Source organism: Palaeococcus pacificus DY20341 (genome assembly GCF_000725425.1).
Taxonomy (GTDB): Archaea; Methanobacteriota_B; Thermococci; order Thermococcales; family Thermococcaceae; genus Palaeococcus; species Palaeococcus pacificus.
The window spans coordinates 17503-38122 of record NZ_CP006019.1; the positions used below are offsets into that span (position 1 = coordinate 17503).

A 20620-nucleotide genomic window follows, 5' to 3' on the forward strand; every position below is an offset into this window, starting at 1 on the left:
TCGCTAATTTTTTAAACTCTTTCTTGTTTATTTCTTTCAAAAAATGTTGTGGATTTTACAAGGTGATGATGATGAAAGACGAGCTTATAAAAATGATTTTTGATGAGGAGTGCATAAAGTTTGGGCACTTTGTTTTAACATCCGGAAAAGAGAGCAATTACTATATTGATGTTAAGAAGCTCATAACGAATCCCAAGGCACTGAAGCTCATTGCAAAGCTTATGAATGATGAAGCACAAAAGAGAGGGATTTCCTTTGATAAAGTTGCTGGCCCAGAGTTGGGAGCGGTTCCAATAGCAACTGCTTTAGCTTTGGAAACCGACAAGCCATTATTGATAGTGCGCAAAAAGAAGAAATCCCACGGCACTGGAAAGCAGATAGAAGGGGAAATTACAGCAGGGGATAGGATCCTTCTCGTTGAGGACGTGACGACTACCGGTGGGAGTGTTTTAAGGGCCGCTAAAGTTTTGGAGGGTGAAGGCGCTAAAGTCGAGGCAATAATGGTCGTCGTTGATAGAGAGGAAGGCGCAATAGAAAGTCTGGGGAAAGAAGGCTATACTTTGATACCTCTCGTCACAGTGAGCGAGCTCTTTGAGTATAAAAATAAGAGGGGGCTATAAATTTTCATATTCTTTATAGAGGAGCTCGTAGTGCCCTCTTTCCATTAAGCTGAGCTGTTTAAATGCTTGCTTGGCTCCTTCATCCCCCACAACACTCGCTAGGTAGTCATAAACTTGAGATGCTACCGTTTCAGATAACATTGCGAGCTCTAGAACATGAACCTCGTCTTTTGCCTTTTTGAGATCCTCATAAACAGAGAATGCCTCTAAAGGATAGGCATTAAACTTAAGAGGCTCCTTCTCGGGATAAAGCATTTTAAATAATCTTTCTAGTGTTTCTTTGTGCTTAGCTTCTTGCTCTGCCAGGTATTTGAATCTCTCTCTAAGTGTACTGTTCTCAATTCTCTCAGCGAGATCTAGATACATCCGGTTGCTATCCGTTTCGGCACTTATAGAATAGCTTATAATCTCCCAAGGCTCTAAATTTCGGAGGATGTTAATAAGATCCTCCACCAATCCTTTATCGATCATTATGACCACCGCATTTGGGCTTGTTTTCAAGATATAGTACATTTTCTGGGGGTAGTAAAGGATAAAAGAAACAATCAGCCCAGATAATCCTCTATAGTCCTTGCTCTGACCATAACATTTGCTTTTTCTTTACCATAGAAAATCTCGACAAGACCATCAGATTCTAAGCTTTTAATTGTTCTAAGCAGATGGGGCATTGGAGTTTCGAGTTCTTCACTCAACTTTTGAAGATTCACGGCTTTTTTCTTTACAACCAAAAGGTGGTATATCATGTCTTTGCCGTGCATAGAAACACCGTATTTAATTATGTTGTTGCAAACTAATAAACATTGCTGAACATTCATTGCCATAATGCCAAAAATCATGGTCAATGTACATATTTGCCCCACTCAACTTTATAAACATATTGCATAAAATTCAATCCATGAGGGTGGAAATAACCAAGCTCAGCCAGGAAGGCTTTGGAATTGCAAAAGTTGGGAAGAAAAAAATTCATGTTCCTTTCACAGCCCCAGGAGATGTTGTGGAGATTAATAAGTGGCATCGTGAGAGGAGGAAGCTAGTTGCTCATGATTATGAAATCATCGAATATTCAAAAGAGCGTGTTGAGCCTAAATGTTCCTATTTTGGTCTCTGTGGTGGTTGTCTTCTCCAGCATTTACCTTATGAAGAACAGCTCAGGTTCAAAAAATCTAAATTAGAGGAAATATTGGGCTTTGAAGTCGATGTTATTCCTTCACCGGAAATCTATGGTCATAGGAACAGGATTGACGTGGCAATAACAACCAGCGGGATTGGCTTTAGGCGTAGAGGGACTTGGTGGGATGTGATAAACATAGATGAGTGCCCTGTTTTTGGTAAGCGCAGTAAAAAAGCTTTAAATGCTTTAAGAGAGTTTATCGAAGATTTCAAACTCGAACCATGGCATCTGGAGAAAAGTGAGGGCTTTTTGAGATACATTGTTTTAAGAGAAGGAAAGTTTACGGGCGAATTTATGGTCAACATTGTCACAGATGAAGGAGATTTACCTGAAGAAGTTGAATCTTACTTTGATTTTGCAGATTCACTCTATTGGAGCGTCAATAATACTAAGAGCGACGTTTCCTATGGTGAGCCAAGACGCTTTTGGAAGAAAGAGTTCATCACTGAGGAGCTTGATGGTGTAACTTACCTCATCCATCCGAACAGTTTCTTCCAAACAAACTCCTATCAAGCGGTGAATTTGGTTAAAGAGGTAGCAGAGCTCGCCGAGGGTCAAAAAATCTTAGATCTTTATTCCGGTGTTGGGACTTTTGGGGTTTATCTTGCCAAAAGGGGTTTTGATGTTGAGGGTGTTGAGATTAATCCTTTTGCCGTTGAAATGGCAAACAAAAACGCCGAACTTAACGGTGTTAATGCAACGTTTAGAGTGGGGGAGGACAAAAGTGTTGAGAGCTTGGCGGATTATGACACCGTTATAGTGGATCCGCCTAGAGCAGGATTGCATCCAAAGCTCATTAGGAAAATTTTAAAAGATAAACCTGAAACTTTGGTTTATGTTTCGTGCAATCCTAAAACCTTAGCACAGAATTTAGATGCTCTAATTGAACATTATGAAATAAAAGATGGTGTAGGTTTAGACATGTTTCCCCACACTCCTCACGTAGAAATGGTTGTTAAGCTTAAATTGAAAGTTTGAAGTTCGAGACCGAAAGGTTCAAAAAGTTAAAATACTTTAAAAACCCAAATTACATGGGGGTTACGATATGGGAATCGATGAGAGAGATAGGATAATACTTGATATACTTTCCAAGGACGCGAGGACGCCTTTTACAGAGATAGCGAAGGTTTTGGGCATAAGTGAAACTGCGGTGAGGAAGAGGGTAAAATCCTTGGAGGAAAAAGGGGTCATCAAAGGCTATAAAGTTGAAGTGGATCCCGCAAAGTTAGGCTATGGGTTGGTAAGCTTGACAGGAATAGATACTTTGCCTGAAAAACTATTTGAGGTTGCAGAGAAGGTCAAAAGCTTTGACTTCGTGAAGAACCTGTATCTCACGAGCGGTGACCACATGATAATGGCTGAAGTTTGGGCAAAGGACGGCGAAGATTTAGCGGAGATAATCTCCACCAAGATTGGAAAGCTTGAGGGTGTTATAAAAGTCTGCCCTGCTATAATATTGGAGAAGATTAAATGATTTTCACGTTTAATTTTTAAATACTCTGGGGGATAAAGCTTTTAAGGCTTTTATTTCTTATTATCTATCGCGCGGTGGTAGTCTAGCCTGGTCTAGGACACCGGCCTCCCAAGCAGGTGACCCGGGTTCAAATCCCGGCCACCGCACCATTCTAACAAACTTCGCGAAGGCGAAGTTTGATCAAGGTTCGTGATTTTTAGATGTTAGGACTTGAATGAAGGGTGCATTTCCCACTGGATGTCTCTTTTGCACGTAGAAACAGTTAGATCAAGTTAATTTGCGTAGATTCACTCCAGCAGGCACCTGAAGGTGCTCAAAAAACATGAATCTACTCAAGGGGCAAAATTAAACTCTGTTTTAATGTTGAATCACACTATAATCACTTGAAATGCCATTGGGGAGCAATTTAACGAGGAATCACAGACTTTTGATTAAACTTTGCTTTGCAAAGCGCTGGCAGAAAATGGTTTACTGTTCTTGAGAATGTGAGTTGAAGTGGGCATTCCATTTTACTCGACAGTTTTAATTTGAATTTCCCTTTGAAGAGCTAAAGCATAAAGGGGATTTGCTTTCTTTTTGACGCTCTTCGAGCGTCTACCCAGAGGAATCCTACGATAAAACACATATTAAGAAGAAATCAACCACCACAAACTTGATCAATGTTTGTGATTCTTGGATGTCAGGACTTGAATGAAGAGTGGAAATAACTAAAAAGCAGGTAATCTTCGAAGAAAACACACTAAAAACCTCTCATTCAATCGGCACTCCATCCTTAGTCCTTGGTGCGAGCCACTTTATGAGCTTATAGGGGTTCTTTGAACGAATTATTATTGTTATCGGGCCCAAAGGGGATTCCTCGTTGAAGTTGACTTTTCCAGCGTAGGCAACTTGCTTGTGCACTTTGAATATAATCTCTTCTCCAAAAGTACCCTCCTCAAGTATCATTCTGGCAGTGTCAAGTATTGCCTGTCCTCTAAATAGCTCATAGAGCCTTTGAAGTGCTTTTTTGCTCTTTGTCTTTCCTGTTAGTATAATGTAATCACCCTTATCAAAGGCATCGAACTCTAAATCGGCCACTAAATTGAGCATAGCTATCTTAACCTTCTCAATATCCTCAGTGGGATAAACATGAGCCTCAACTTCAACTTCCTCAAACATGCTCTCACCCCTTTGAACATCTTTATGATGCCTTTTGAATTTTTCTCACAAAGTCTTCAACTTTTTTAGTGAACTCTCTGTTCTCTACTTCCTTTTCTTTGACTTCCAAAGTCGCTATTGGCTTTTCTTTGCACAGCTCTTCCATGTGTTTAAAAGAATTACCATTACTATCATCACATGTGCAGAAAAATGCTACATCTTTAAGCTTATCCGAGTAAAGGTGGAGATACGTCCTAATAGGCGCTGAGATCGTACCAACCCACACGGGGGTCCCTATTATCACTAAGCCATATTCACTTGGATCTTTTTCAATCTCATTGATTTTTGTAAGTCTCTTAAACATTGCATCCAGTCCTGACCTCAAAAATCCGAATGGTCCTTTACGGTTCTTTGTATCTATTATCTCTTCAAGATCAGCGTTCAAAGCTTTAGCAAGTGCTTGGGCAACTTTTTTGGTGTTGCCGCTCCGTGAATAAAAAACAACTAAAATTTTTGCCATTGATATCACTAACTAAATTGACAAAGGAAAGCTTATAAAGGATTGCATCAATAATATTAGGGTGTCCTAAAAATGTTAGAGAACTTCATTACGGCACTGAGCAACTATCTCTTAACTGTTTCTGAAGGCAATACTATGGTCGTTGTTCTCTATGCAGGCCTTTTTGTGGCTTTAATGACTAGTTTAGGCTCATTAATGGCTTTGTTTGCTCACCAAATGCCCACATGGAGTATCGATATTAGCCTATCATTCGCTGCTGGTGTTATGCTTGTAGCGAGCTTTACGAGCTTAATTCTACCTGCCATAGAATCTACGGGAAGATTTTTGCCTGCTGGAATAGGAATTTTTCTCGGTATCCTTCTCATTTACGCTGTAGACACTCTAATTCCTCATGAGCACTTAGTTAAGGGCTATGAAGGTCCAAAAGAATTCAAAGACAAGCTTAGAGTTGTTTGGCTTATCGTTTTGGCGGTTATAATCCACAATCTTCCCGAAGGCCTTGCTGTAGGAACTTCTATAATCTACGATGTCCAGACAGGTTTGGTAACAGCCCTAGCTATTGGAATCCAAGATTTTCCGGAAGGACTTGTCGTGGCTTTACCTTTAGCGGTGCTCCAAAAGAAGAGGTTTCAACCAATAGCCATAGGTGTTTTGAGTGGAGTTGCGGAGATGGTGATGGCTTTGATTGGGGCCCTGTTTTTCGGCGTTTTTAAGTGGCTCCTCCCCTATGGGCTCGGCTTAGCAGGAGGAGCAATGCTCTACGTAACTATAAAAGAGATGATACCTGAGATTTATGCAAAAAAGAAAAATGAGACTCTCATAACAGCAGGCTTCTTTTTGGGCTTCTATGTTATGCTGTTCCTCGACTCAATGCTCGGCTAAATCAGTTCAAGCTTTCTTGCTATTTTTAATATTTCTATTCTATAGTCATCTAAGCTGTTTTCGTTAACTATGAGGTAATCTGCCAATGCAATGACACTTCCAATGCCGAACTGTAATTCCTTCCAATCCCTCGCTTCAAAGTCCTCCCATGTCGCTGGATCATCACTCCTACCGCGCCTGCTCAGTCTTTCAAAGCGCTTTTTTGGTGATGAATGGACAGCTATGACCACTGTTTTTTCCTCTGGAAAAGCTTCTTTAAAAGTTTGTATTTCCCCTAATGAGCGAATACCATCGATTATTATGGCATCGTGCTCTTTTAAGAGCTCTTTCACCCTAGGAATACAGAGTTTTGCCACCGCGTTATCTCCAAGCTCTTGTCTAAGCTGTATGCTGACTTTTGCCATACCTTCCGGTGTTTTTGGTATGTTTCGCTTATTTGCTTCCTCTCTAACGATATCACCCATGTTAACGTGAGGAACTCCAAAACGTCTAAAAACCTTTACTACCTCTCCTTTGCCGGAACCGGGCATTCCTACAACGTATATTATCATCTTCGCCCACACCAAAATAATTGGAGAAGGTTTAAAAAGTTAACTTTCATTTTAAAAATGCATCTAACGTCCCTTTCTTGGCTTTCTTCTCCTTAATTTTGGGCATCTCGAGGTTTAGTGCCTTGTAAATCTCTTTTAGCACTCCGACACCTATTCCCTCCACCTTTAAGAGTTCTGCGGGTTTTGCATTTGCCATATCTTCAATGCTCTTAAATCCAGCTAAGTAAAGGGCTCTTGCTCTCTTTCTTCCGACCATTGGGAGCTTAACTAGCTCTAAAAGCTCTTCTCTAACGCCATGCTTTACTCTGAGCCTTAAGTCTTGGAGGAACTGTAGAACTTCTTTTTTGGGCTCGAAAAGCTTGTAAATCTCAATTAGTGAGTAGAGGAGCCAATCTGCTAAGTCCAAAACTCTATACAAGTCTCCGCTGTCAATGCCATAGCTCTCCAAAATTTTCTCTTCTCTAACCTCGTTTATCCAATCGAGAAGAAGCTTAGCCGTCTTCACCTGGCCGAGGAATATTTGGACCTCGTAGTCCTCATAGTAGGGTATCTCTGTGTAGAAGTGCTCTTCCATTTCATAGGCATAGTCAAAGAGGTCATCCATCTCCTTTCGTTTAGCCCTAAGGGTGTTGAGATCTGGTGAGGAAGCCAAGAGCTGGAATACACCTAGAGGATTTGGATTTTCCTCCAGATTTGGAAGAGCATCTTTAAAGCGCTTTGCTGTTAGAGGGTCTATGTAGAGCTGGGAGGTTCTTATTCCAAATGGGAGGGGTATGAAGCGGTCTTCCAGATCTATGTCGATGAAGCCGTTTTCAAAGAAGAAGTAGACTATTTTTTTAGCTTTTTCTTCAAGTAGCTCAACATTCTTGCGTTGATGGTAGAAGAATGTCTTCTCTAAAAACCTAACCAGCTCTAAGAAATCTTTAACCCCAAAGTTGGTTATCAAAGCTAAAACTTGGCTCCTAAAAGCGGATTCATTTGAGAGCATTGAGAAGAGCTTTTCGGGTTTTCCGAGGATGTATTTCTTGAAAACTTCCCTTGGATCTTCGCTTTCCTTTGCAACGATTATAGCCTCCCCTTCTTTGTCGTACTTTGGCCTTCCAGCTCTACCGAGCATCTGTTGTATCTCGAGAACGGGAATACTAGTCCATCCAAAGGAGGAGTATCTCTTAGTGTCTCTCACGATAACGCGGAACGAGGGGAGATTTACTCCAGCGCTTAAGGTCGGAGTCGCGGTAATTACCTTAATCAAACCCTCCCTAAATGCATCTTCAATCAAAGTCCTCTCTTTTCTCCCCAAACCAGCATGGTGAAAGGTAACTCCATTCACCAATACCTCTTTAACCTTCTCATTAGTCGGATTGCTCTCGAGCTCATCCACCAGAGTTTTGAGCCTTCTCTGCTCAGCCTTTGTCAATAAACGTTTAACTTTCTTTCCAAGCCTAATTGCCTCTCGCTCGGCACTCCTTCTCGTGTTAACGAAGACCAAAGCTTGCTTTCCTCTCTTTATGGCGTCTATAACGAGGGAGTCCCAAGTCTCGCCAAACCTCTGGATGCTCTCATCTTCCCAAATAACCTCTCCATTGTAGAACACTCCTTTTTTAAGCTGGACAGGACGCCAGTCGCTTACAACAAGCTTTGCGTTGAGCCACTCCGCTAATTCTTCTGCATTTCCAACTGTAGCACTCAACCCCAAAATCTGCGCTTTGCCGAGCAGGTGTGAGAGGGTCATCTCTAAAGTTGCCCCTCTATCAAAAGATCCCAAGAGATGGATTTCATCGGCAACTACCAGCTTAACATCCATTATCCATCTGGATTTGTGCCTTAAGAGAGAGTCAAATTTCTCCGATGTGGCTATTATTATATCGTAGCTCCCCAACCACTCATCACCGCTGTCATAGTCTCCGGTTGTCATTGCAACCCTCACACCAAAGTTTTCCCATTCCTTAAACTCCCTGTACTTCTCTTCAGCTAATGCTTTAAGGGGCACAATGTAAACGGCTTTTCCCCCCTCTTTGAAAAGCTTGTTGAGCATGACTATTTCAGCCACCAATGTTTTTCCAGAAGCAGTTGGGATTGCTAAAAGCAAGTTTTCTCCACTTAAAACTCCACTCTTTAATGCATCTGCCTGGGGAGGATATAGCTCTTCGATCCCTCTCCTCTTCAAAACGTTTATTATGCGCTCGTCAACACCCAGTGATTTCAGTTCATCAACTCTCATGCTATCACTCCACTGGCATATAACTTTAAGCAAAGTTTTTTAGCTCTTTCCCCAAGTTTAGAGTGGTGGGGTTATGAGAATTGCAATTCCTTATTTAATCTTTGAGGTGAAGGGAAAGGAGTATATGATAGATGCTTACTTTTCAAAGAAGGTTGAGCGAATAGAAAGGGTAAGCGCCCTTATACGGCCCTTCGATAGGAGCCTCAGGAGGGAGTGCGAGGGCTCATTGGAGCCTTTAATTAAGGAAGAGGATTTGGAAGGTTTTTTGAAAGAGGTGTTTAGAGAGGTTTACGAACTTTCTGGTGAGAAGCTCAAGAGTCGTTTGAGCCACATGAGGCGGTGGAACATTTTTAGGCTTCTCGGGCTCCCTACGGGATATAAACGGCACTTAAAGGAGGAAGAAGAGCTTGCAAAGGAAAACAGAGAAGCCTTGCTGGCCCTTGCGATACTAAAAAATGTTTTAGGTATTAAAAGCCCTAAAGAGCTTGAAAATCTCCATATACTTGTCAGGGGCTACAGATACTATGCAGTGGAAATTGGGGAGAGCATCTACAACGAGAAGGGCAAAGAGGACAAAATTTACGCTCAGCTTCTAAAAATTGATGAGAGCTTCAAAAAAGAAATAGAGAGGATGGCTCACTTCTTTGAGTAGAGCCAGCAGGCTACATAGTGGTCTTTTTCCGCTTCTACTAATGGGGGTTCTTCTTTTCTGCAGATTTCCTTTGCAAATGGGCATCTTGGGTTGAAGCGGCATCCCTTTGGTGGATTAATTGGGCTTGGCGGTTCTCCTTCGATCTTTTGCCTCTTAGCTTTAAGCTCTGCCGCAAGCTCGGGGTCTGGGACAGGTATTGCCGAGAGGAGGAGTTGGGTGTATGGGTGAAGTGGGTTTTCGAAGATTTCATCGGATGGTCCAATCTCTACGAGCTTTCCTAGGTACATAACTCCCATTCTGTGGCTCATATATTTGACAACTCCCAAATCGTGGGATATGAAGAGGTATGTAAATCCAAAGTCCTTCTGAAGGTCTTTTAACGTGTTGAGAATGTTGGCTTGGACTGAAACATCTAGAGCGGATGTTGGCTCATCCAAAACTATGAACTCCGGCTTCATTGCTAAGAGCCTTGCTAGAGCTATTCTCTGTCTCTGTCCACCGCTGAACTCGTGGGGATAACGGTAAAGGTGCATCTCGTTTAATCCAACACTCTCTAAGAGCTTTATTACGAATTCTTCGGGGTCGTCTATATGGATTTTGTGGAATCTAACGGGCTCCATTATAACTTCAAACACAGTTTGTCTGGGATTTAAGGAGGAGTAGGGATCCTGGAACATGATTTGTGCTTTTCTTCTAAACCACTTCATTCCCTCCTTATCCAGCTCCATGATGTTCTTGCCTTCAAAGATTATCTCTCCATCTGTTGGCTCAATTAGTCTCAATATTGTCCTTCCCGTGGTGGTTTTTCCACAGCCACTCTCTCCTACAAGTCCAAATGTCTCTCCTTTGCGTATATCAAAGCTTATGTCATCAACAGCTTTGACGTATCCCTTCGTGAAAAACAATCCTTTAACTGGGAAGTATTTCTTTAGATGTCTAACTTGAAGTATCGGCTCCAATTTCATCACCTCAATACAAGTGGCAGGCCACGAAGTGTCCGTCTTCAACCTCTTTCAATTCGGGCACCTTTTGCTTGCAAATTTCCTTTGCAAATGGGCACCTTGGATGGAACCTACATCCTCCTGGCGGCTTGATGAGGTTGGGTACTGTTCCGGGAATAGCTTCTAAACGCTCGATTTTTGTCATTGGGTTTGGAACTGCTCTAAGTAGACCTTGGGTGTATGGGTGGAGTGGGTTCTTGAATATCTGCTTAGCAGTTCCAATCTCCGCTATTTTACCCGCGTACATTACCGCAATTCTATCCGCCATTTCAGCAACTACACCCATATTGTGGGTGATTAAGATAACAGTGGTGTTGTATTCTCTCTTGAGTTTGTTCATCAACTCTAAAATTTGAGCTTGAACCGTAACATCTAATGCAGTTGTTGGCTCGTCCGCTATGAGTATCTTAGGATTATTGGTTAGGCCAGTTCCAATAACAACTCTCTGCTTCATTCCACCGCTCATTTCGTGTGGGTAATTCTTAATTCTGCTTTCTGGATCGGGAATTAAAACTCTCTTTAATATGTCTAAAGCCTTCTTAAATCCGTCCTTCCAGTCTTTAACGGTATTGTGGACCACCATTGCTTCCGCTATTTGGTATCCAACGTTGTAGAGAGGATCTAAAGATGCGTGTGGGTCTTGGAAAATGTAGGCTATGTCCTTCCCCCTAATCTCCCTTATCTCTTCTTCATTTAATTTTAGCAAATCAATTGGGCCGTTGTCTGAGTGGTATATTACGCTACCCTTTACTATCCTTCCGGGGCTCTCGATTAGTTGGGTTAATGCCCTTGATGTAACGCTTTTTCCACACCCCGTTTCTCCAACGAGGGCAAAAGTTTCTCCCTTATAAACATCGAAAGAGACGCTTTCAATGGCTTTAACTACTCCAGCATAGGTGTAAAAGTGAACCGTTAAATCCCTAACCTCTAAAATAGGCTCAGGCATTGCTCTCACCTTCCTTTTCTTCCATTTGCTTCGTCTTCTTAACTTTGAATTCTATGCTCCTTCTCGTCTTTGGATCGAGAATGTCCCTCAGCGTGTCACCCAATAGGTTCCAGCCCAATGCAACGAGCGTAACCATGAATCCTGGGTATACGATCAACCACCATGCTTTTGGGAAGAACTGCGCACCATCGTAAACTATTCTACCCCAGTCTGCTATTGGTGGAGTAGCACCTAGTCCAAGGAAGCTCAATCCAGCTTCCATCAAAACGACACCACCGAAGTCTAAGGTGATGTAAACCAATATTGGGCCTATGATGTTGGGTAGGATGTGCTTGAACATTATCGTCCAAGAGCTTAGACCTATAGCCCTGGCAGCTTCAACATAGAGATTTTCCTTTTCCGTTAGGGTTGAACCTCTGGTTATTCTTGCGTAAGCGGGCCACCAAACTATAATCATCGCTAAAATTACCGATAACAATCTTCCGAGGTTTCCAGCTTCTCTAACATCTAATGCAAACAGCCAAAGAACAAAGCCTTGAAGGTGAGCGTGACTTGAGATGAACGCTTGCAATCTCTCGGGCAAAACTGCGGAGAGTGCAATTGCTAATATCAATGCGGGGAATGCCAAGAACATGTCTGTAATACGCATTACGAGCTCATCGACTTTTCCTCCATAGTAGCCTGCTGTTAATCCTAAGATGATTCCCAAAGGCACACCCAAAACAATGACTATTATTGAGATTACAAATGATGTTCTAGCTCCGGCCAATAGGAGGCTTAGTAAGTCTCTTCCATAGTGGTCAGCACCTAGAGAGAATGTCATTGATGTTCCCTGTTGTGGGAGGTAAATTTGGGTTCCTGGTGATGCTAAATAGGCGGTTCCATTTTCGAATAGTGGGAAGTAGTTGTATGGCCATGGAGCTAACCTTGGACCAAATACGCCTAAGAAGATGAATATCAATACCAAAGCTAATCCTATGAGTCCTGGAGGAGAGCGGTTTAAGGCATAGAGCATTAAGCGCCACTCTTCCATTTTGGACTTGTTTTTCTTCTTCCAGTCTTTTTTAAACAAGTTGATAAATGAGCCTAAACAACTAACCACTGCATCTGCAAGCCTATCTAAAATTCCTTTCCTATACTCATCTTGCATTTTAAACCCCCCTAGTACCTCACTCTTGGATCAATCACTGCATAGAGGATATCTACGATAAGATTAGCAGTAACATAGACCAATGCGAATATGAATGTCACCGCTATAACTGCTGGGAAGTCGAGGTTTTGAATTGCTTGAATGGCATAACGTCCCATTCCTGGAATTCCAAAGACTGTCTCGGTAATTGGTGCACCGGCTAATAGACCGCCGAATTGTAAACCTAATACCGTGATAATTGGAACCAGTGCGTTTTTCAAAGCGTGTCTGTAAACTCTAAGCTTTGGAACACCTTTAGCTTTTAGGAAACCTATGTAATCACTGCTTAAGGCCTCTAGGAAGGAGTTCCTCACGAACCTCGCCACGACACCTGAGCCGAGGAATCCTAAAACGAAGCCTGGGAGCCAAAATCTTCCGATGTGTTGCTTAAATAGTGTGAACTCTCCCGTTAGCAGAGCATCTATTAAGGGGATGTGGGTTATTTGAGTAGACGGAGCTGGAGGAACACCGGCTAAATTTATAACTCTAAACTTGACAAAGAATATGAATATCAATATATATCCGAGCCAAAATACCGGCGTGGACACTCCAAGCAGAGCGAATATTCTAACAACAGTATCAATCCACGTATTTCTCTTAAGGGCGGAGAGTATTCCCAATGGAATTCCAATTATCAGCACAAAGAAAAACGCCACCAGAGCCAGCTCAAACGTTATTGGAAAACGCCGGCCAACATCGTCCATGACTGGATTTGAAGTCCTTGGGTCAATTATCTCATTCTTTGCAAGCCCTGAAACTAGGAACCAATACTGGTCATACCATGGATCATTGAGATGGTATTGCTCCTTTATTCTTTCTATTGCCTCTGGGGATGCTTTTTCTCCTCCTGCCCAAGCTCTTGCTGGGTCTGCTGGAATTACATAGGCAATTACGAAAACTATAAGGGTAACTCCGATCAGAGTGGGCAAAAATGTCAGAATTCTTCTAATTAAAAACTTCTTCAATTCTGCCAATTTTATCCCCCCGCTGATAATGATATTTCATGCATATAAAAATTTTATCATCAATGTACTCAAAGATACCTCCAAAGTACTAAACATAATTACAAAGAATTGGGCGCAATACAAAAGAAAAGAAGAGAAAAAGTTTTCAAGGCTTGTAGCCGTACTCCTTCTCCCAGAGGTCTTTGTTCCAGTAGTATGGGTTCAATTCAAGGACGATGTAGCTGTTCTCTTCGTATTCTTTAACATAGTATGGACCAGTACCGACTGGATACTTGTGGACTAATTGGTGTGTTGGGTCTTCTTCTCCCTCTTGGACGTAGGGCTCCCAGGCGCTTGGGTTCTTACCGTTGTTTGAAGCCTTTAGTGCTTCCTCATACTTGTCTCCGAGGAGGTACTCCATTGGAAGCACTGAGAGGAATGGATCAGCCACAACACCGAGGATTGGAGCATATGGAGCTGGCATGACGAGCTTATAGACTCCTGCAGTCTCTCCGCTGTAGCCGAAGAGGTTGAGCAAGTCTTGCATTGATTTGACTTCAATGCTCTTTCCATCGTATTCAGCTACTATCTTTCCACTCTTCAATACGTCCTCAAACTCTTGCTCTGTTAGGGCTTGTGAGTTTTCAACATCCATGAACTCGGCTACCATCCATGAGACGCTGTGTCCCAATCTTTGGACACGCCAGAATGTGAAGGCAACATCTGTTGCATCGATTGGGTATGTCTTGTCGTTCCATGGGTCATAAGCCTTAACGCCGCCTCTAATGACGAAATACCACTCAGTTCCGTCCTCGTTGTGTGCCCAAGCAACAGCTAAGTCTGGTATTACTTTTTCGGTCTCCTCCTTCCAGTAAGTAACTAGTGTGTCGCCAATCTCATGCCAGATTTCCCATCCGAATGTCTCATAGGTCATTGCTGGGTCAAAGCTCTCTGGCCATCCAATTGTGCCTATAACATAGGTGTTTGGATCGTTCTTGTAGTCCTTAATACCAATGTCCACTGTTGGTGCATTTGGATCTTCCCAGATGAGATCATACCTCTCAGCAAATGTTGGGTGGTAGTAGCGTCCCTTAACCCAGTCCCAGTAGACACGCATTTGCTTGTTTTGTCCAATAATGACCTCTGGAACGTACTTGTTGCCCTTGATGTAGAGGGCCTTGAAGAGCTCAGTTCTTACTTCTGGAGAGGTTTCTCTTCTAACTGCGACAACTAAGGCATCGACATTTGTGTCTCTGAAGAATGCTGGGTTGATAGCACCAAAGCCTTGGCCAGCTTCCATTAACTCTTGAATTGATGGGGTGTTCTCTTCGTCAACAACATAGCTTATAGCTATGACTTTCTTTCCGCTTGGCAAGCTAACGCTTGCGCCACTTCCCTTTGAACCAACGACGATAACACTTGCATCGGTCTCAATGACTTCAGCTTCACTCATCATTGAGCTTATGTCATCAGCGGTTGCATCTACCTTAACGTTGAGCTCCTTAAACTTGGTTGCTCCATAGAGGAATGGACCTGCCCAGTTGTCTGAGTCTAAATAGTCTGGCACCCAACCAACAACATAAACATCGAAGTCACCCTTGCTAACCTTTCCTAAGTAAACTGGCCACTCATAGCTTGATACTGTAACTTGGAATCCGAGTTGGCTCCAGACGTTTTGCAAGAATGTCATGATCTTCTCACGAGCTGAGTTTCCAGCGTTATAAATGAGCTCAATCTTGTATTGTGTTGGGTCTATTCCGGCTTCTTGGAGCATTTGCTTGGCTTTATCTAAGTTATAGGTGTACTTCTCAATTCCGAATTCTGTGTAGCCTGGCCATGGCTTTGGAATTGGACCCCAGTTCCTCTCCATATTGCCGGAATATACAGTTTGGATGATTTGATCGTAGGGGATAGCGTAGGCTAGGGCTTCCCTAACTTTTGGGTTATTGAAAGGCTCTCTTTGGGTGTTGAATACGATAAATGTCAAAATTGGTTGCAATATGTCAGTTTTAACTACTGAGTTGTATCCTTGGAATTCTAATCCTTTAACATCATTAATTCTCTCGGGTGGAATTGCAACGTTATCAACTGTTCCTGTTTGGAACAAGTTGATTCTTGCAATGGCATCATCGTTGATTACATACAAAACCTGCTTGTGGATTGCTTTTTGAGCGGTGGTCTCTGTTTGAGTTGTTTCGCTTGGTGTTGAAGTTGTTGTAGTTTGACCTCCTCCACCTATACATCCACTTGCAACAACTGCAAAGGCCATAAGGCCTATTAACAATATAGCCAGCATTGGTTTTTTCATTGACACCCCTCCATTAAATTGGGCATCTATTTTTATATGGGGGTTTGGTAATAAAACTTTCGATTCTTTTATGCATTGCATCACAAAAACAAGGTTTAAATGTTGGATTTTTTGACTCATGTTATATTTTCGTTGAAATCTGTGACATTATATGAATTCATTAAAAATGGTTAATATGCATTGAACTGCTTTAGCATTCTTTAATGAACATATTGTGATATTAAAGTTGCTTATTGTTGAAATGGGATGTTAGGAGCTCATTAAAATGCTACTTGAAATTACGAAAACCTTAAATTGTAAAAAAGATGAGAGATATTTGACAACCAAATTTGGTGGTGTAAATGGTTAGAGCGTATGTTTTGTTGACGGTAGAGATTGGAAAAGTTGAAAAAGTCCTTGAAGAGGTCAATGCAATACCAGGCGTAATAAAAGCTGATGCAGTGACAGGCCCTTATGATGCAATAGTTCACATTGAGGCCGCAGATTTGGGAGAACTGACCAGAAAAATCCTGCATGACATACACAACATCGACGGCGTTATAGACACAACAACAGCAATAGTGGTAGAATTGGAAGAGGAGTGATTACCTTCTCTTCTTGGGTTTTCTAAATTCCTTAATCTTTTCGGCTATTAGTCTTAATGTCTCTGATTTTCCATATCTGCTCTCGACTTTTATCATTCCTCTTATCTTAAACTCCTCATCAAGGCCTGAAAGTCTGGGGTTTAGCTTATTTTCGTCAATCTCGATTATCTTAGCGTCAATGTATCTGATAGCATCCACGATTTCTTTGAGTTTTGGAGTGCTAACAGCTGAAGTTTTTGAAACTTGCCTGCCATACTTTTTTGATAACCTAGCATCAATCTCATTTGGCCAAATCACAAACTTCTTCATACTCCCACCAAATAGAAGTCGAAGGCAAAAATAAAAAGGCTTTGGTTTCAAAAGGTTTAAGTGTGCATGTATGCTAAAAATTATAGGTGAGATCATGGTCCCTATTAGAGAGCTGTTTCAAAAGGATGTTCAAATGGGTGATGTATTGCTTATTGAATATCCAAGTAACTATCCTATAGAGGATTTAGTTTGGGGAGAGATTATCCCCGAAATTGCGGAGAGTAGTTTAGTTCTGATTGATGACTTTTTTGGAGTAGGGGACCTAATGTTTAGAAATTATGTGAGGAAATTATCTCCTTCTGAGTACAAACGCTTCTTTAAAATAGTCAAAAAAATAAAAGTTGTAAAGATCGGGCCTGGAAGGGCAAGCTATGGGGAGATTATAAACGAGATACCGGTGAGTTATGATACTCATGACTTCCTGAACAATTATTACATGTCCATAAATAAAGTGGCTAAGACTCAAACAAAGCCCCTATACTTTATTAGCATTGGAATTTCGGAGTATTTGTACTTTGGGAAAGAGAAAGCCCTCCAAACCCTTTTAATAACGAGGAGCTACCTGCCAATTGAAGATTGGGCATCTATTTATTTAATAAACAAAGATATGCTAGGTAAAGAAGCTGTGGCCCTTTTAGAGGAACTCGCTTCTTGGGTTGTGGATATATCGGGTGAAGAGGAGTTTAAAGTCAACTTAAAGAAAAAGATTTAATCGGTGATGTTGATGATAAATGAAGGAGATAAGGTGCTTTTAGTTGATCCAAGGGGAAAGAGATACCTCTTAACTGTGAGAGATGAGGAATTCCACACTGATTTGGGAATACTTAAGCTCGGTGAGCTAATTGGGATGGAGTTTGGACAGAGCATAAAGACCCATAAAGAAAAAGAGTTTAAGGTTTTAAAGCCGAGTATAGTGGATTTTCTTGCTAAAATGAAGCGTGGTCCTCAAACAATTCACCCAAAGGATGCTGCACAAATAGTTGCGCACGCAGGGATTTCTCCCGGCGATTTTATTATTGAAGCTGGTGTTGGAAGTGGAGCTTTGACAATATTTCTAGCCAACATTGTTGGAAAAGAAGGAAAAATTGTAAGCTATGAAGTAAGGGAAGACTTTGCGAAGCTCGCTTGGAGGAATATAGTGTGGGCTGGCTTTGATGATAGGGTTGAGATAAAGCTGAAGAACATCTATGACGGCATAGATGAGGAAAATGTCAGCCACATAATCTTAGATTTGCCTCAGCCTGAAAATGTTTTAGAGCATGCTATTAAAGCTCTAAAGCCTGGAGGATTTTTCGTTGCATACACTCCCTGTGCAAACCAAGTAATCCGCTTTTACGCTAAGCTTAAGGAGTATAAAGGGCACTTTTCAAGGCCAAAGACTATAGAATGCTTGGTTAGAGAGCAGGAAGTTAAGGAAAATTGCTTTAGACCAAGCACGAGAATGCTTGCACATACTGGCTATTTAACATTTATGAGAAAACTCTGAGTAATTTCATCCTTTTTGTCACTTTTTTGAGTCCAATCCAGTCTTCAGCGTATTTTATAATTTGCTGGGATTGCTTTAATTCTCAGTTGTATTCGCCCAATATTTTTCAATGTTTTTAACCTTTGGTTTACAATACTTTTATAAACACAAAATGTTCTAAACGAAAATAGATGTTCAAATTCGAACACATGTACGGAGGTGTTCATTGTGTATAAAATTTTGGAAAAAAAGGAAATTGCCATGAGAAACATCTGGTATAAGGTTCATGCACCCCATATTGCTAAAAAAGTTAAACCCGGCCAGTTCGTGATTGTTAGGGCCTTTGAAAACGGTGAAAGAATTCCTCTGACTCCTGTAATGTGGGACAAGGAGGAAGGATGGATAGGACTGGTAGTCTTTACGAGGGGTAAGACCACGCTTCGGATAAACACAGAGCTCAAAGAAGGGGACAGCTTCCTTAACATAGCAGGTCCCCTTGGAAATCCCGCCCCGATGGAAAAGTTTGGTAAAATATTGGCTATCGGACTCTACACGGGGGTAGTTGAGGTTTTCCCAATAGCTAAAGCTTGGCAGGAACTCGGCAATGAGGTCCACACTCTTCACGTCACATTTGAACCGATGGTGATACTAAAGGATGAGCTGGAGAAGGCCGTTTTTAAGCACACTGTTGAGACAGTTTCAATTGATCCAAACAAGAGCTTCCCTGAGAATATGAAAAATGTTACGGCTAGAGCAAAGGAGAAGGTCAGAGAGATGATTGAGAATCTAAAGCCAGATTTAGTTTTTATGGTAGGTCCGGTCGGTGACCAAAAGGCCATCTTTGAGGTCGTCAAAGAGTATAACATACCCATGGAAGTTGACCTGCATCCAATAATGGTTGATGGGACTGGAATGTGCGGTGCCTGTAGAGTTCACATCAACGGCGAGGTGAAGTTTGCATGTGTTGATGGGCCGAGCTTCGATGCCTATACCGTTAACTGGGACGAGCTCATCGCGAGAAGCGGCTATTATAGGGACCTCGAGATGAAAGCCATGCAGCTCTATATGGAGAAGCTTCAAGCCCAGGGAGGTGCTCAATGATGGTGAAGAGAAAAATCATTAAGGAAAGAATCCCCACTCCTGAGAGGCCTGTTGAGGAGAGGCTTAAGGGCTTCATGGAAGTTAACCTTGGTTATACCTTCGAGTTAGCAGTCCAAGAAGCTCAAAGATGCCTCCAGTGCCCCTATGAATATGCTCCGTGTATCAAGGGCTGTCCGGTTCATATTGATATTCCAGGTTTTATAGCCAAGCTCGTTGAGTATAAAGATGAGCCGGATAGGGCCGTTAAAGAGGCTTTGAGAGTCATATGGGCGTGCAACACTTTACCGGCAACAACTGGTAGAGTTTGTCCCCAGGAAGACCAGTGTGAGATGAACTGTGTAATGGGTAAAGTGGGAGATAAGGTCAACATAGGCAAGCTTGAGCGCTTTGTGGCTGACTACGCGAGGGAAAAGGGCATAGACGATGAGCTCCTCGGTGAGATGCTTCCGGAGATTGAGAAGAAGGAGCAGAGAGTGGCCGTTATCGGTGCCGGGCCCGCTGGATTGACATGCGCTGCTGAGTTAGCTAAAGATGGCTACCACGTGACGGTCTTTGAGGCTCTTCACAAGCCGGGTGGGGTTCTCGTCTATGGAATCCCAGAGTTTAGGCTTCCAAATGAAGTGGTAGAAAAAGAGCTTGAGAAGCTCAAAAGGCTGGGTGTTGAAATTAAAGTGGACCACATCGTTGGAAAGACCGTCACAATAGAAGAGCTCCTCAATAGGTATGATGCTGTCTTCATAGGCTCCGGCGCTGGGACTCCAAGACTCATTAATGCTCCAGGTGTCAATTTAAACGGTATCTACACCGCAAATGAGTTCCTCACGAGGATCAACTTAATGAACGCCTACAGGTTCCCTGAATATGACACTCCAATCAAAGTTGGAGAGAAGGTAATCGTTATAGGGGCTGGTAACACTGCTATGGACGCTGCCAGAACAGCGAGAAGACTTGGTGCTGAGGTCACAATAGCTTACAGGCGTGGTGAGGAGGACGTTACGGCGAGGGAAGAAGAAGTGGAGCATGCCAAGGAGGAAGGTGTTAAATTTGAGTTCTTCCTTAACCCAATAGAATTCATAGGTGACGAGAGCGGCCGTGTTAAGGCAGTCAAGTTCATGAAGATGCGCGCCTTAGAGGAGAAGGATGCTAAGGGCAAGAGGAAGATAGAGCCGACGGGGGAAACAGTAATCTTGGAGGCTGATACAGTGGTCATAGCCATTGGAAAGACCGCTAACCGTTTGATAGTCAATACACCAGGCCTCGAAGTCGAGGGAGGCGTCATAAAGGTAGACGAAAACTTAATGACCTCAATCCCAGGCGTCTTCGCTGGAGGAGACGCTATAAGAGGGGAGGCAACCGTTATCTTGGCAATGGGGGACGGAAGAAAAGCGGCAAAGGCAATCCACGAATATCTCCAAAAGAAGGCGAAGGAAAGTGCTTGACCCTCTTTTTCTTTAACTTTTGAAGTGCTTTTTAAACCACCTAAAAGTTAGCTTCTGAGGCAGAAGTAGGTGCTTTCACAAAAGTTTATCAACTTTTTTGAGAATG

22 protein-coding genes and 1 tRNA gene are annotated in these 20620 nt (G+C 42.3%); 11 read left to right on the plus strand and 12 right to left on the minus strand.

Annotated features, from left to right (window positions below; genetic code table 11):
- Window positions 1–71 precede the first annotated feature (71 nt).
- Window positions 72–620, plus strand: a complete 549-nt coding sequence (gene pyrE, locus PAP_RS00090; RefSeq protein ID WP_048163917.1) for an orotate phosphoribosyltransferase — start codon at window positions 72–74, stop codon at window positions 618–620.
- Here the strand turns inward: pyrE and PAP_RS00095 are convergent.
- Together PAP_RS00095 and PAP_RS00100 are read right to left on the minus strand one after the other, a co-directional pair.
- Window positions 615–1091 carry a ferritin family protein gene (locus PAP_RS00095; RefSeq protein ID WP_048163919.1) on the minus strand — a complete coding sequence of 159 codons (477 nt, stop codon included), beginning with the start codon at window positions 1089–1091 and terminating at the stop codon, window positions 615–617. The two genes, pyrE and PAP_RS00095, sit on opposite strands and share 6 nt — an antisense overlap.
- A gap of 74 nt (window positions 1092–1165) precedes the next feature.
- On the minus strand, window positions 1166–1378 hold the full coding sequence (locus tag PAP_RS00100) for a hypothetical protein (RefSeq protein WP_048163920.1): 213 nt from the start codon (window positions 1376–1378) through the stop codon (window positions 1166–1168).
- Between the two features lie 137 nt (window positions 1379–1515).
- Here PAP_RS00100 and rlmD point away from each other — a divergent pair, with 137 nt between their 5' ends.
- The 3 genes from rlmD (at window position 1516) to PAP_RS00115 (ending at window position 3414) form a co-directional block, all read left to right on the plus strand.
- The gene (gene rlmD / locus PAP_RS00105; RefSeq protein WP_048165875.1) at window positions 1516–2769 is read left to right on the plus strand and encodes a 23S rRNA (uracil(1939)-C(5))-methyltransferase RlmD; all 1254 of its coding nucleotides are present in this window, start codon (window positions 1516–1518) and stop codon (window positions 2767–2769) included.
- Between the two features lie 67 nt (window positions 2770–2836).
- Complete coding sequence (lrpA, locus tag PAP_RS00110) at window positions 2837–3265, plus strand: HTH-type transcriptional regulator LrpA (RefSeq protein ID WP_048163922.1); 429 nt, start codon at window positions 2837–2839, stop codon at window positions 3263–3265.
- Window positions 3266–3336: 71 nt separating this feature from the next.
- A tRNA-Gly gene (locus tag PAP_RS00115) sits at window positions 3337–3414 on the plus strand.
- 601 nt (window positions 3415–4015) lie between these two features.
- Here the strand turns inward: PAP_RS00115 and PAP_RS00120 are convergent.
- Both PAP_RS00120 and PAP_RS00125 read right to left on the minus strand, forming a co-directional pair.
- Complete coding sequence (locus PAP_RS00120; protein WP_048163923.1) at window positions 4016–4423, minus strand: RNA-binding domain-containing protein; 408 nt, start codon at window positions 4421–4423, stop codon at window positions 4016–4018.
- 22 nt (window positions 4424–4445) lie between these two features.
- Window positions 4446–4922, minus strand: a complete 477-nt coding sequence (locus PAP_RS00125) for a flavodoxin family protein (protein ID WP_048163925.1) — start codon at window positions 4920–4922, stop codon at window positions 4446–4448.
- A gap of 72 nt (window positions 4923–4994) precedes the next feature.
- Here PAP_RS00125 and PAP_RS00130 point away from each other — a divergent pair, with 72 nt between their 5' ends.
- Window positions 4995–5804 carry a ZIP family metal transporter gene (locus PAP_RS00130; protein ID WP_048163926.1) on the plus strand — a complete coding sequence of 270 codons (810 nt, stop codon included), beginning with the start codon at window positions 4995–4997 and terminating at the stop codon, window positions 5802–5804.
- On the opposite strand, the gene PAP_RS00135 is transcribed toward PAP_RS00130, so the two are convergent.
- Both PAP_RS00135 and PAP_RS00140 read right to left on the minus strand, forming a co-directional pair.
- Window positions 5801–6355, minus strand: coding sequence for a dephospho-CoA kinase (locus tag PAP_RS00135; protein ID WP_048163927.1), 555 nt, complete (start codon window positions 6353–6355; stop codon window positions 5801–5803). The two genes, PAP_RS00130 and PAP_RS00135, sit on opposite strands and share 4 nt — an antisense overlap.
- A gap of 46 nt (window positions 6356–6401) precedes the next feature.
- On the minus strand, window positions 6402–8576 hold the full coding sequence (locus PAP_RS00140; protein ID WP_048163929.1) for an ATP-dependent DNA helicase: 2175 nt from the start codon (window positions 8574–8576) through the stop codon (window positions 6402–6404).
- Between the two features lie 73 nt (window positions 8577–8649).
- On the opposite strand from PAP_RS00140, the gene PAP_RS00145 reads away from it, so the two are divergent.
- On the plus strand, window positions 8650–9228 hold the full coding sequence (locus PAP_RS00145; protein WP_048163931.1) for a hypothetical protein: 579 nt from the start codon (window positions 8650–8652) through the stop codon (window positions 9226–9228).
- Here PAP_RS00145 and PAP_RS00150 read toward each other — a convergent pair.
- The 5 genes from PAP_RS00150 to PAP_RS10370 form a co-directional block, all read right to left on the minus strand.
- The gene (locus PAP_RS00150; RefSeq protein ID WP_048163932.1) at window positions 9213–10193 is read right to left on the minus strand and encodes an ABC transporter ATP-binding protein; all 981 of its coding nucleotides are present in this window, start codon (window positions 10191–10193) and stop codon (window positions 9213–9215) included. The two genes, PAP_RS00145 and PAP_RS00150, sit on opposite strands and share 16 nt — an antisense overlap.
- A 4-nt stretch (window positions 10194–10197) precedes the next feature.
- Window positions 10198–11175: an ABC transporter ATP-binding protein gene (locus PAP_RS00155; RefSeq protein WP_048163933.1), complete on the minus strand. Its 978-nt coding sequence runs from the start codon at window positions 11173–11175 to the stop codon at window positions 10198–10200.
- Window positions 11168–12325: an ABC transporter permease gene (locus PAP_RS00160; RefSeq protein WP_048163935.1), complete on the minus strand. Its 1158-nt coding sequence runs from the start codon at window positions 12323–12325 to the stop codon at window positions 11168–11170. Before PAP_RS00160 ends, PAP_RS00155 begins: the two co-directional genes overlap by 8 nt.
- An 11-nt stretch (window positions 12326–12336) precedes the next feature.
- Window positions 12337–13338, minus strand: coding sequence for an ABC transporter permease (locus tag PAP_RS00165; protein WP_048163936.1), 1002 nt, complete (start codon window positions 13336–13338; stop codon window positions 12337–12339).
- Between the two features lie 136 nt (window positions 13339–13474).
- Window positions 13475–15616 carry an ABC transporter substrate-binding protein gene (locus tag PAP_RS10370; protein ID WP_048163937.1) on the minus strand — a complete coding sequence of 714 codons (2142 nt, stop codon included), beginning with the start codon at window positions 15614–15616 and terminating at the stop codon, window positions 13475–13477.
- A 341-nt stretch (window positions 15617–15957) separates the two neighbouring features.
- On the opposite strand from PAP_RS10370, the gene PAP_RS00175 reads away from it, so the two are divergent.
- Window positions 15958–16200, plus strand: a complete 243-nt coding sequence (locus PAP_RS00175) for an Lrp/AsnC family transcriptional regulator (protein ID WP_048163939.1) — start codon at window positions 15958–15960, stop codon at window positions 16198–16200.
- Here PAP_RS00175 and PAP_RS00180 read toward each other — a convergent pair whose 3' ends face one another.
- Complete coding sequence (locus tag PAP_RS00180; protein WP_048163940.1) at window positions 16201–16509, minus strand: signal recognition particle protein Srp19; 309 nt, start codon at window positions 16507–16509, stop codon at window positions 16201–16203.
- A 94-nt stretch (window positions 16510–16603) separates the two neighbouring features.
- Here PAP_RS00180 and PAP_RS00185 point away from each other — a divergent pair, with 94 nt between their 5' ends.
- The 4 genes from PAP_RS00185 (at window position 16604) to gltA (ending at window position 20514) form a co-directional block, all read left to right on the plus strand.
- The gene (locus PAP_RS00185) at window positions 16604–17221 is read left to right on the plus strand and encodes a DUF257 family protein (protein WP_048163942.1); all 618 of its coding nucleotides are present in this window, start codon (window positions 16604–16606) and stop codon (window positions 17219–17221) included.
- Between the two features lie 12 nt (window positions 17222–17233).
- Window positions 17234–17995, plus strand: coding sequence for a tRNA (adenine-N1)-methyltransferase (locus PAP_RS00190; RefSeq protein ID WP_048163943.1), 762 nt, complete (start codon window positions 17234–17236; stop codon window positions 17993–17995).
- A gap of 207 nt (window positions 17996–18202) precedes the next feature.
- Window positions 18203–19075 (plus strand): sulfide/dihydroorotate dehydrogenase-like FAD/NAD-binding protein, encoded by an 873-nt coding sequence (locus tag PAP_RS00195; RefSeq protein ID WP_048163944.1) that lies wholly within the window; start codon window positions 18203–18205, stop codon window positions 19073–19075.
- On the plus strand, window positions 19072–20514 hold the full coding sequence (gene gltA, locus PAP_RS00200; RefSeq protein WP_048163946.1) for an NADPH-dependent glutamate synthase: 1443 nt from the start codon (window positions 19072–19074) through the stop codon (window positions 20512–20514). The genes PAP_RS00195 and gltA overlap by 4 nt, the downstream gene beginning before the upstream one ends.
- Window positions 20515–20620: the final 106 nt, after the last annotated feature.

What these genes read in the sequence shown, in the direction of transcription:
- pyrE (WP_048163917.1), top strand. Translation starts at nt 72, where the DNA reads ATGAAAGACGAGCTTATAAAAATGATTTTTGATGAGGAGTGCATAAAG.
- PAP_RS00095 (WP_048163919.1), bottom strand. Translation starts at nt 1,091, where the DNA reads ATGATCGATAAAGGATTGGTGGAGGATCTTATTAACATCCTCCGAAAT.
- PAP_RS00100 (WP_048163920.1), bottom strand. Translation starts at nt 1,378, where the DNA reads ATGCACGGCAAAGACATGATATACCACCTTTTGGTTGTAAAGAAAAAA.
- rlmD (WP_048165875.1), top strand. Translation starts at nt 1,516, where the DNA reads ATGAGGGTGGAAATAACCAAGCTCAGCCAGGAAGGCTTTGGAATTGCA.
- lrpA (WP_048163922.1), top strand. Translation starts at nt 2,837, where the DNA reads ATGGGAATCGATGAGAGAGATAGGATAATACTTGATATACTTTCCAAG.
- PAP_RS00120 (WP_048163923.1), bottom strand. Translation starts at nt 4,423, where the DNA reads ATGTTTGAGGAAGTTGAAGTTGAGGCTCATGTTTATCCCACTGAGGAT.
- PAP_RS00125 (WP_048163925.1), bottom strand. Translation starts at nt 4,922, where the DNA reads ATGGCAAAAATTTTAGTTGTTTTTTATTCACGGAGCGGCAACACCAAA.
- PAP_RS00130 (WP_048163926.1), top strand. Translation starts at nt 4,995, where the DNA reads ATGTTAGAGAACTTCATTACGGCACTGAGCAACTATCTCTTAACTGTT.
- PAP_RS00135 (WP_048163927.1), bottom strand. Translation starts at nt 6,355, where the DNA reads ATGATAATATACGTTGTAGGAATGCCCGGTTCCGGCAAAGGAGAGGTA.
- PAP_RS00140 (WP_048163929.1), bottom strand. Translation starts at nt 8,576, where the DNA reads ATGAGAGTTGATGAACTGAAATCACTGGGTGTTGACGAGCGCATAATA.
- PAP_RS00145 (WP_048163931.1), top strand. Translation starts at nt 8,650, where the DNA reads ATGAGAATTGCAATTCCTTATTTAATCTTTGAGGTGAAGGGAAAGGAG.
- PAP_RS00150 (WP_048163932.1), bottom strand. Translation starts at nt 10,193, where the DNA reads ATGAAATTGGAGCCGATACTTCAAGTTAGACATCTAAAGAAATACTTC.
- PAP_RS00155 (WP_048163933.1), bottom strand. Translation starts at nt 11,175, where the DNA reads ATGCCTGAGCCTATTTTAGAGGTTAGGGATTTAACGGTTCACTTTTAC.
- PAP_RS00160 (WP_048163935.1), bottom strand. Translation starts at nt 12,325, where the DNA reads ATGCAAGATGAGTATAGGAAAGGAATTTTAGATAGGCTTGCAGATGCA.
- PAP_RS10370 (WP_048163937.1), bottom strand. Translation starts at nt 15,616, where the DNA reads ATGAAAAAACCAATGCTGGCTATATTGTTAATAGGCCTTATGGCCTTT.
- PAP_RS00175 (WP_048163939.1), top strand. Translation starts at nt 15,958, where the DNA reads ATGGTTAGAGCGTATGTTTTGTTGACGGTAGAGATTGGAAAAGTTGAA.
- PAP_RS00180 (WP_048163940.1), bottom strand. Translation starts at nt 16,509, where the DNA reads ATGAAGAAGTTTGTGATTTGGCCAAATGAGATTGATGCTAGGTTATCA.
- PAP_RS00185 (WP_048163942.1), top strand. Translation starts at nt 16,604, where the DNA reads ATGGTCCCTATTAGAGAGCTGTTTCAAAAGGATGTTCAAATGGGTGAT.
- PAP_RS00190 (WP_048163943.1), top strand. Translation starts at nt 17,234, where the DNA reads ATGATAAATGAAGGAGATAAGGTGCTTTTAGTTGATCCAAGGGGAAAG.
- gltA (WP_048163946.1), top strand. Translation starts at nt 19,072, where the DNA reads ATGATGGTGAAGAGAAAAATCATTAAGGAAAGAATCCCCACTCCTGAG.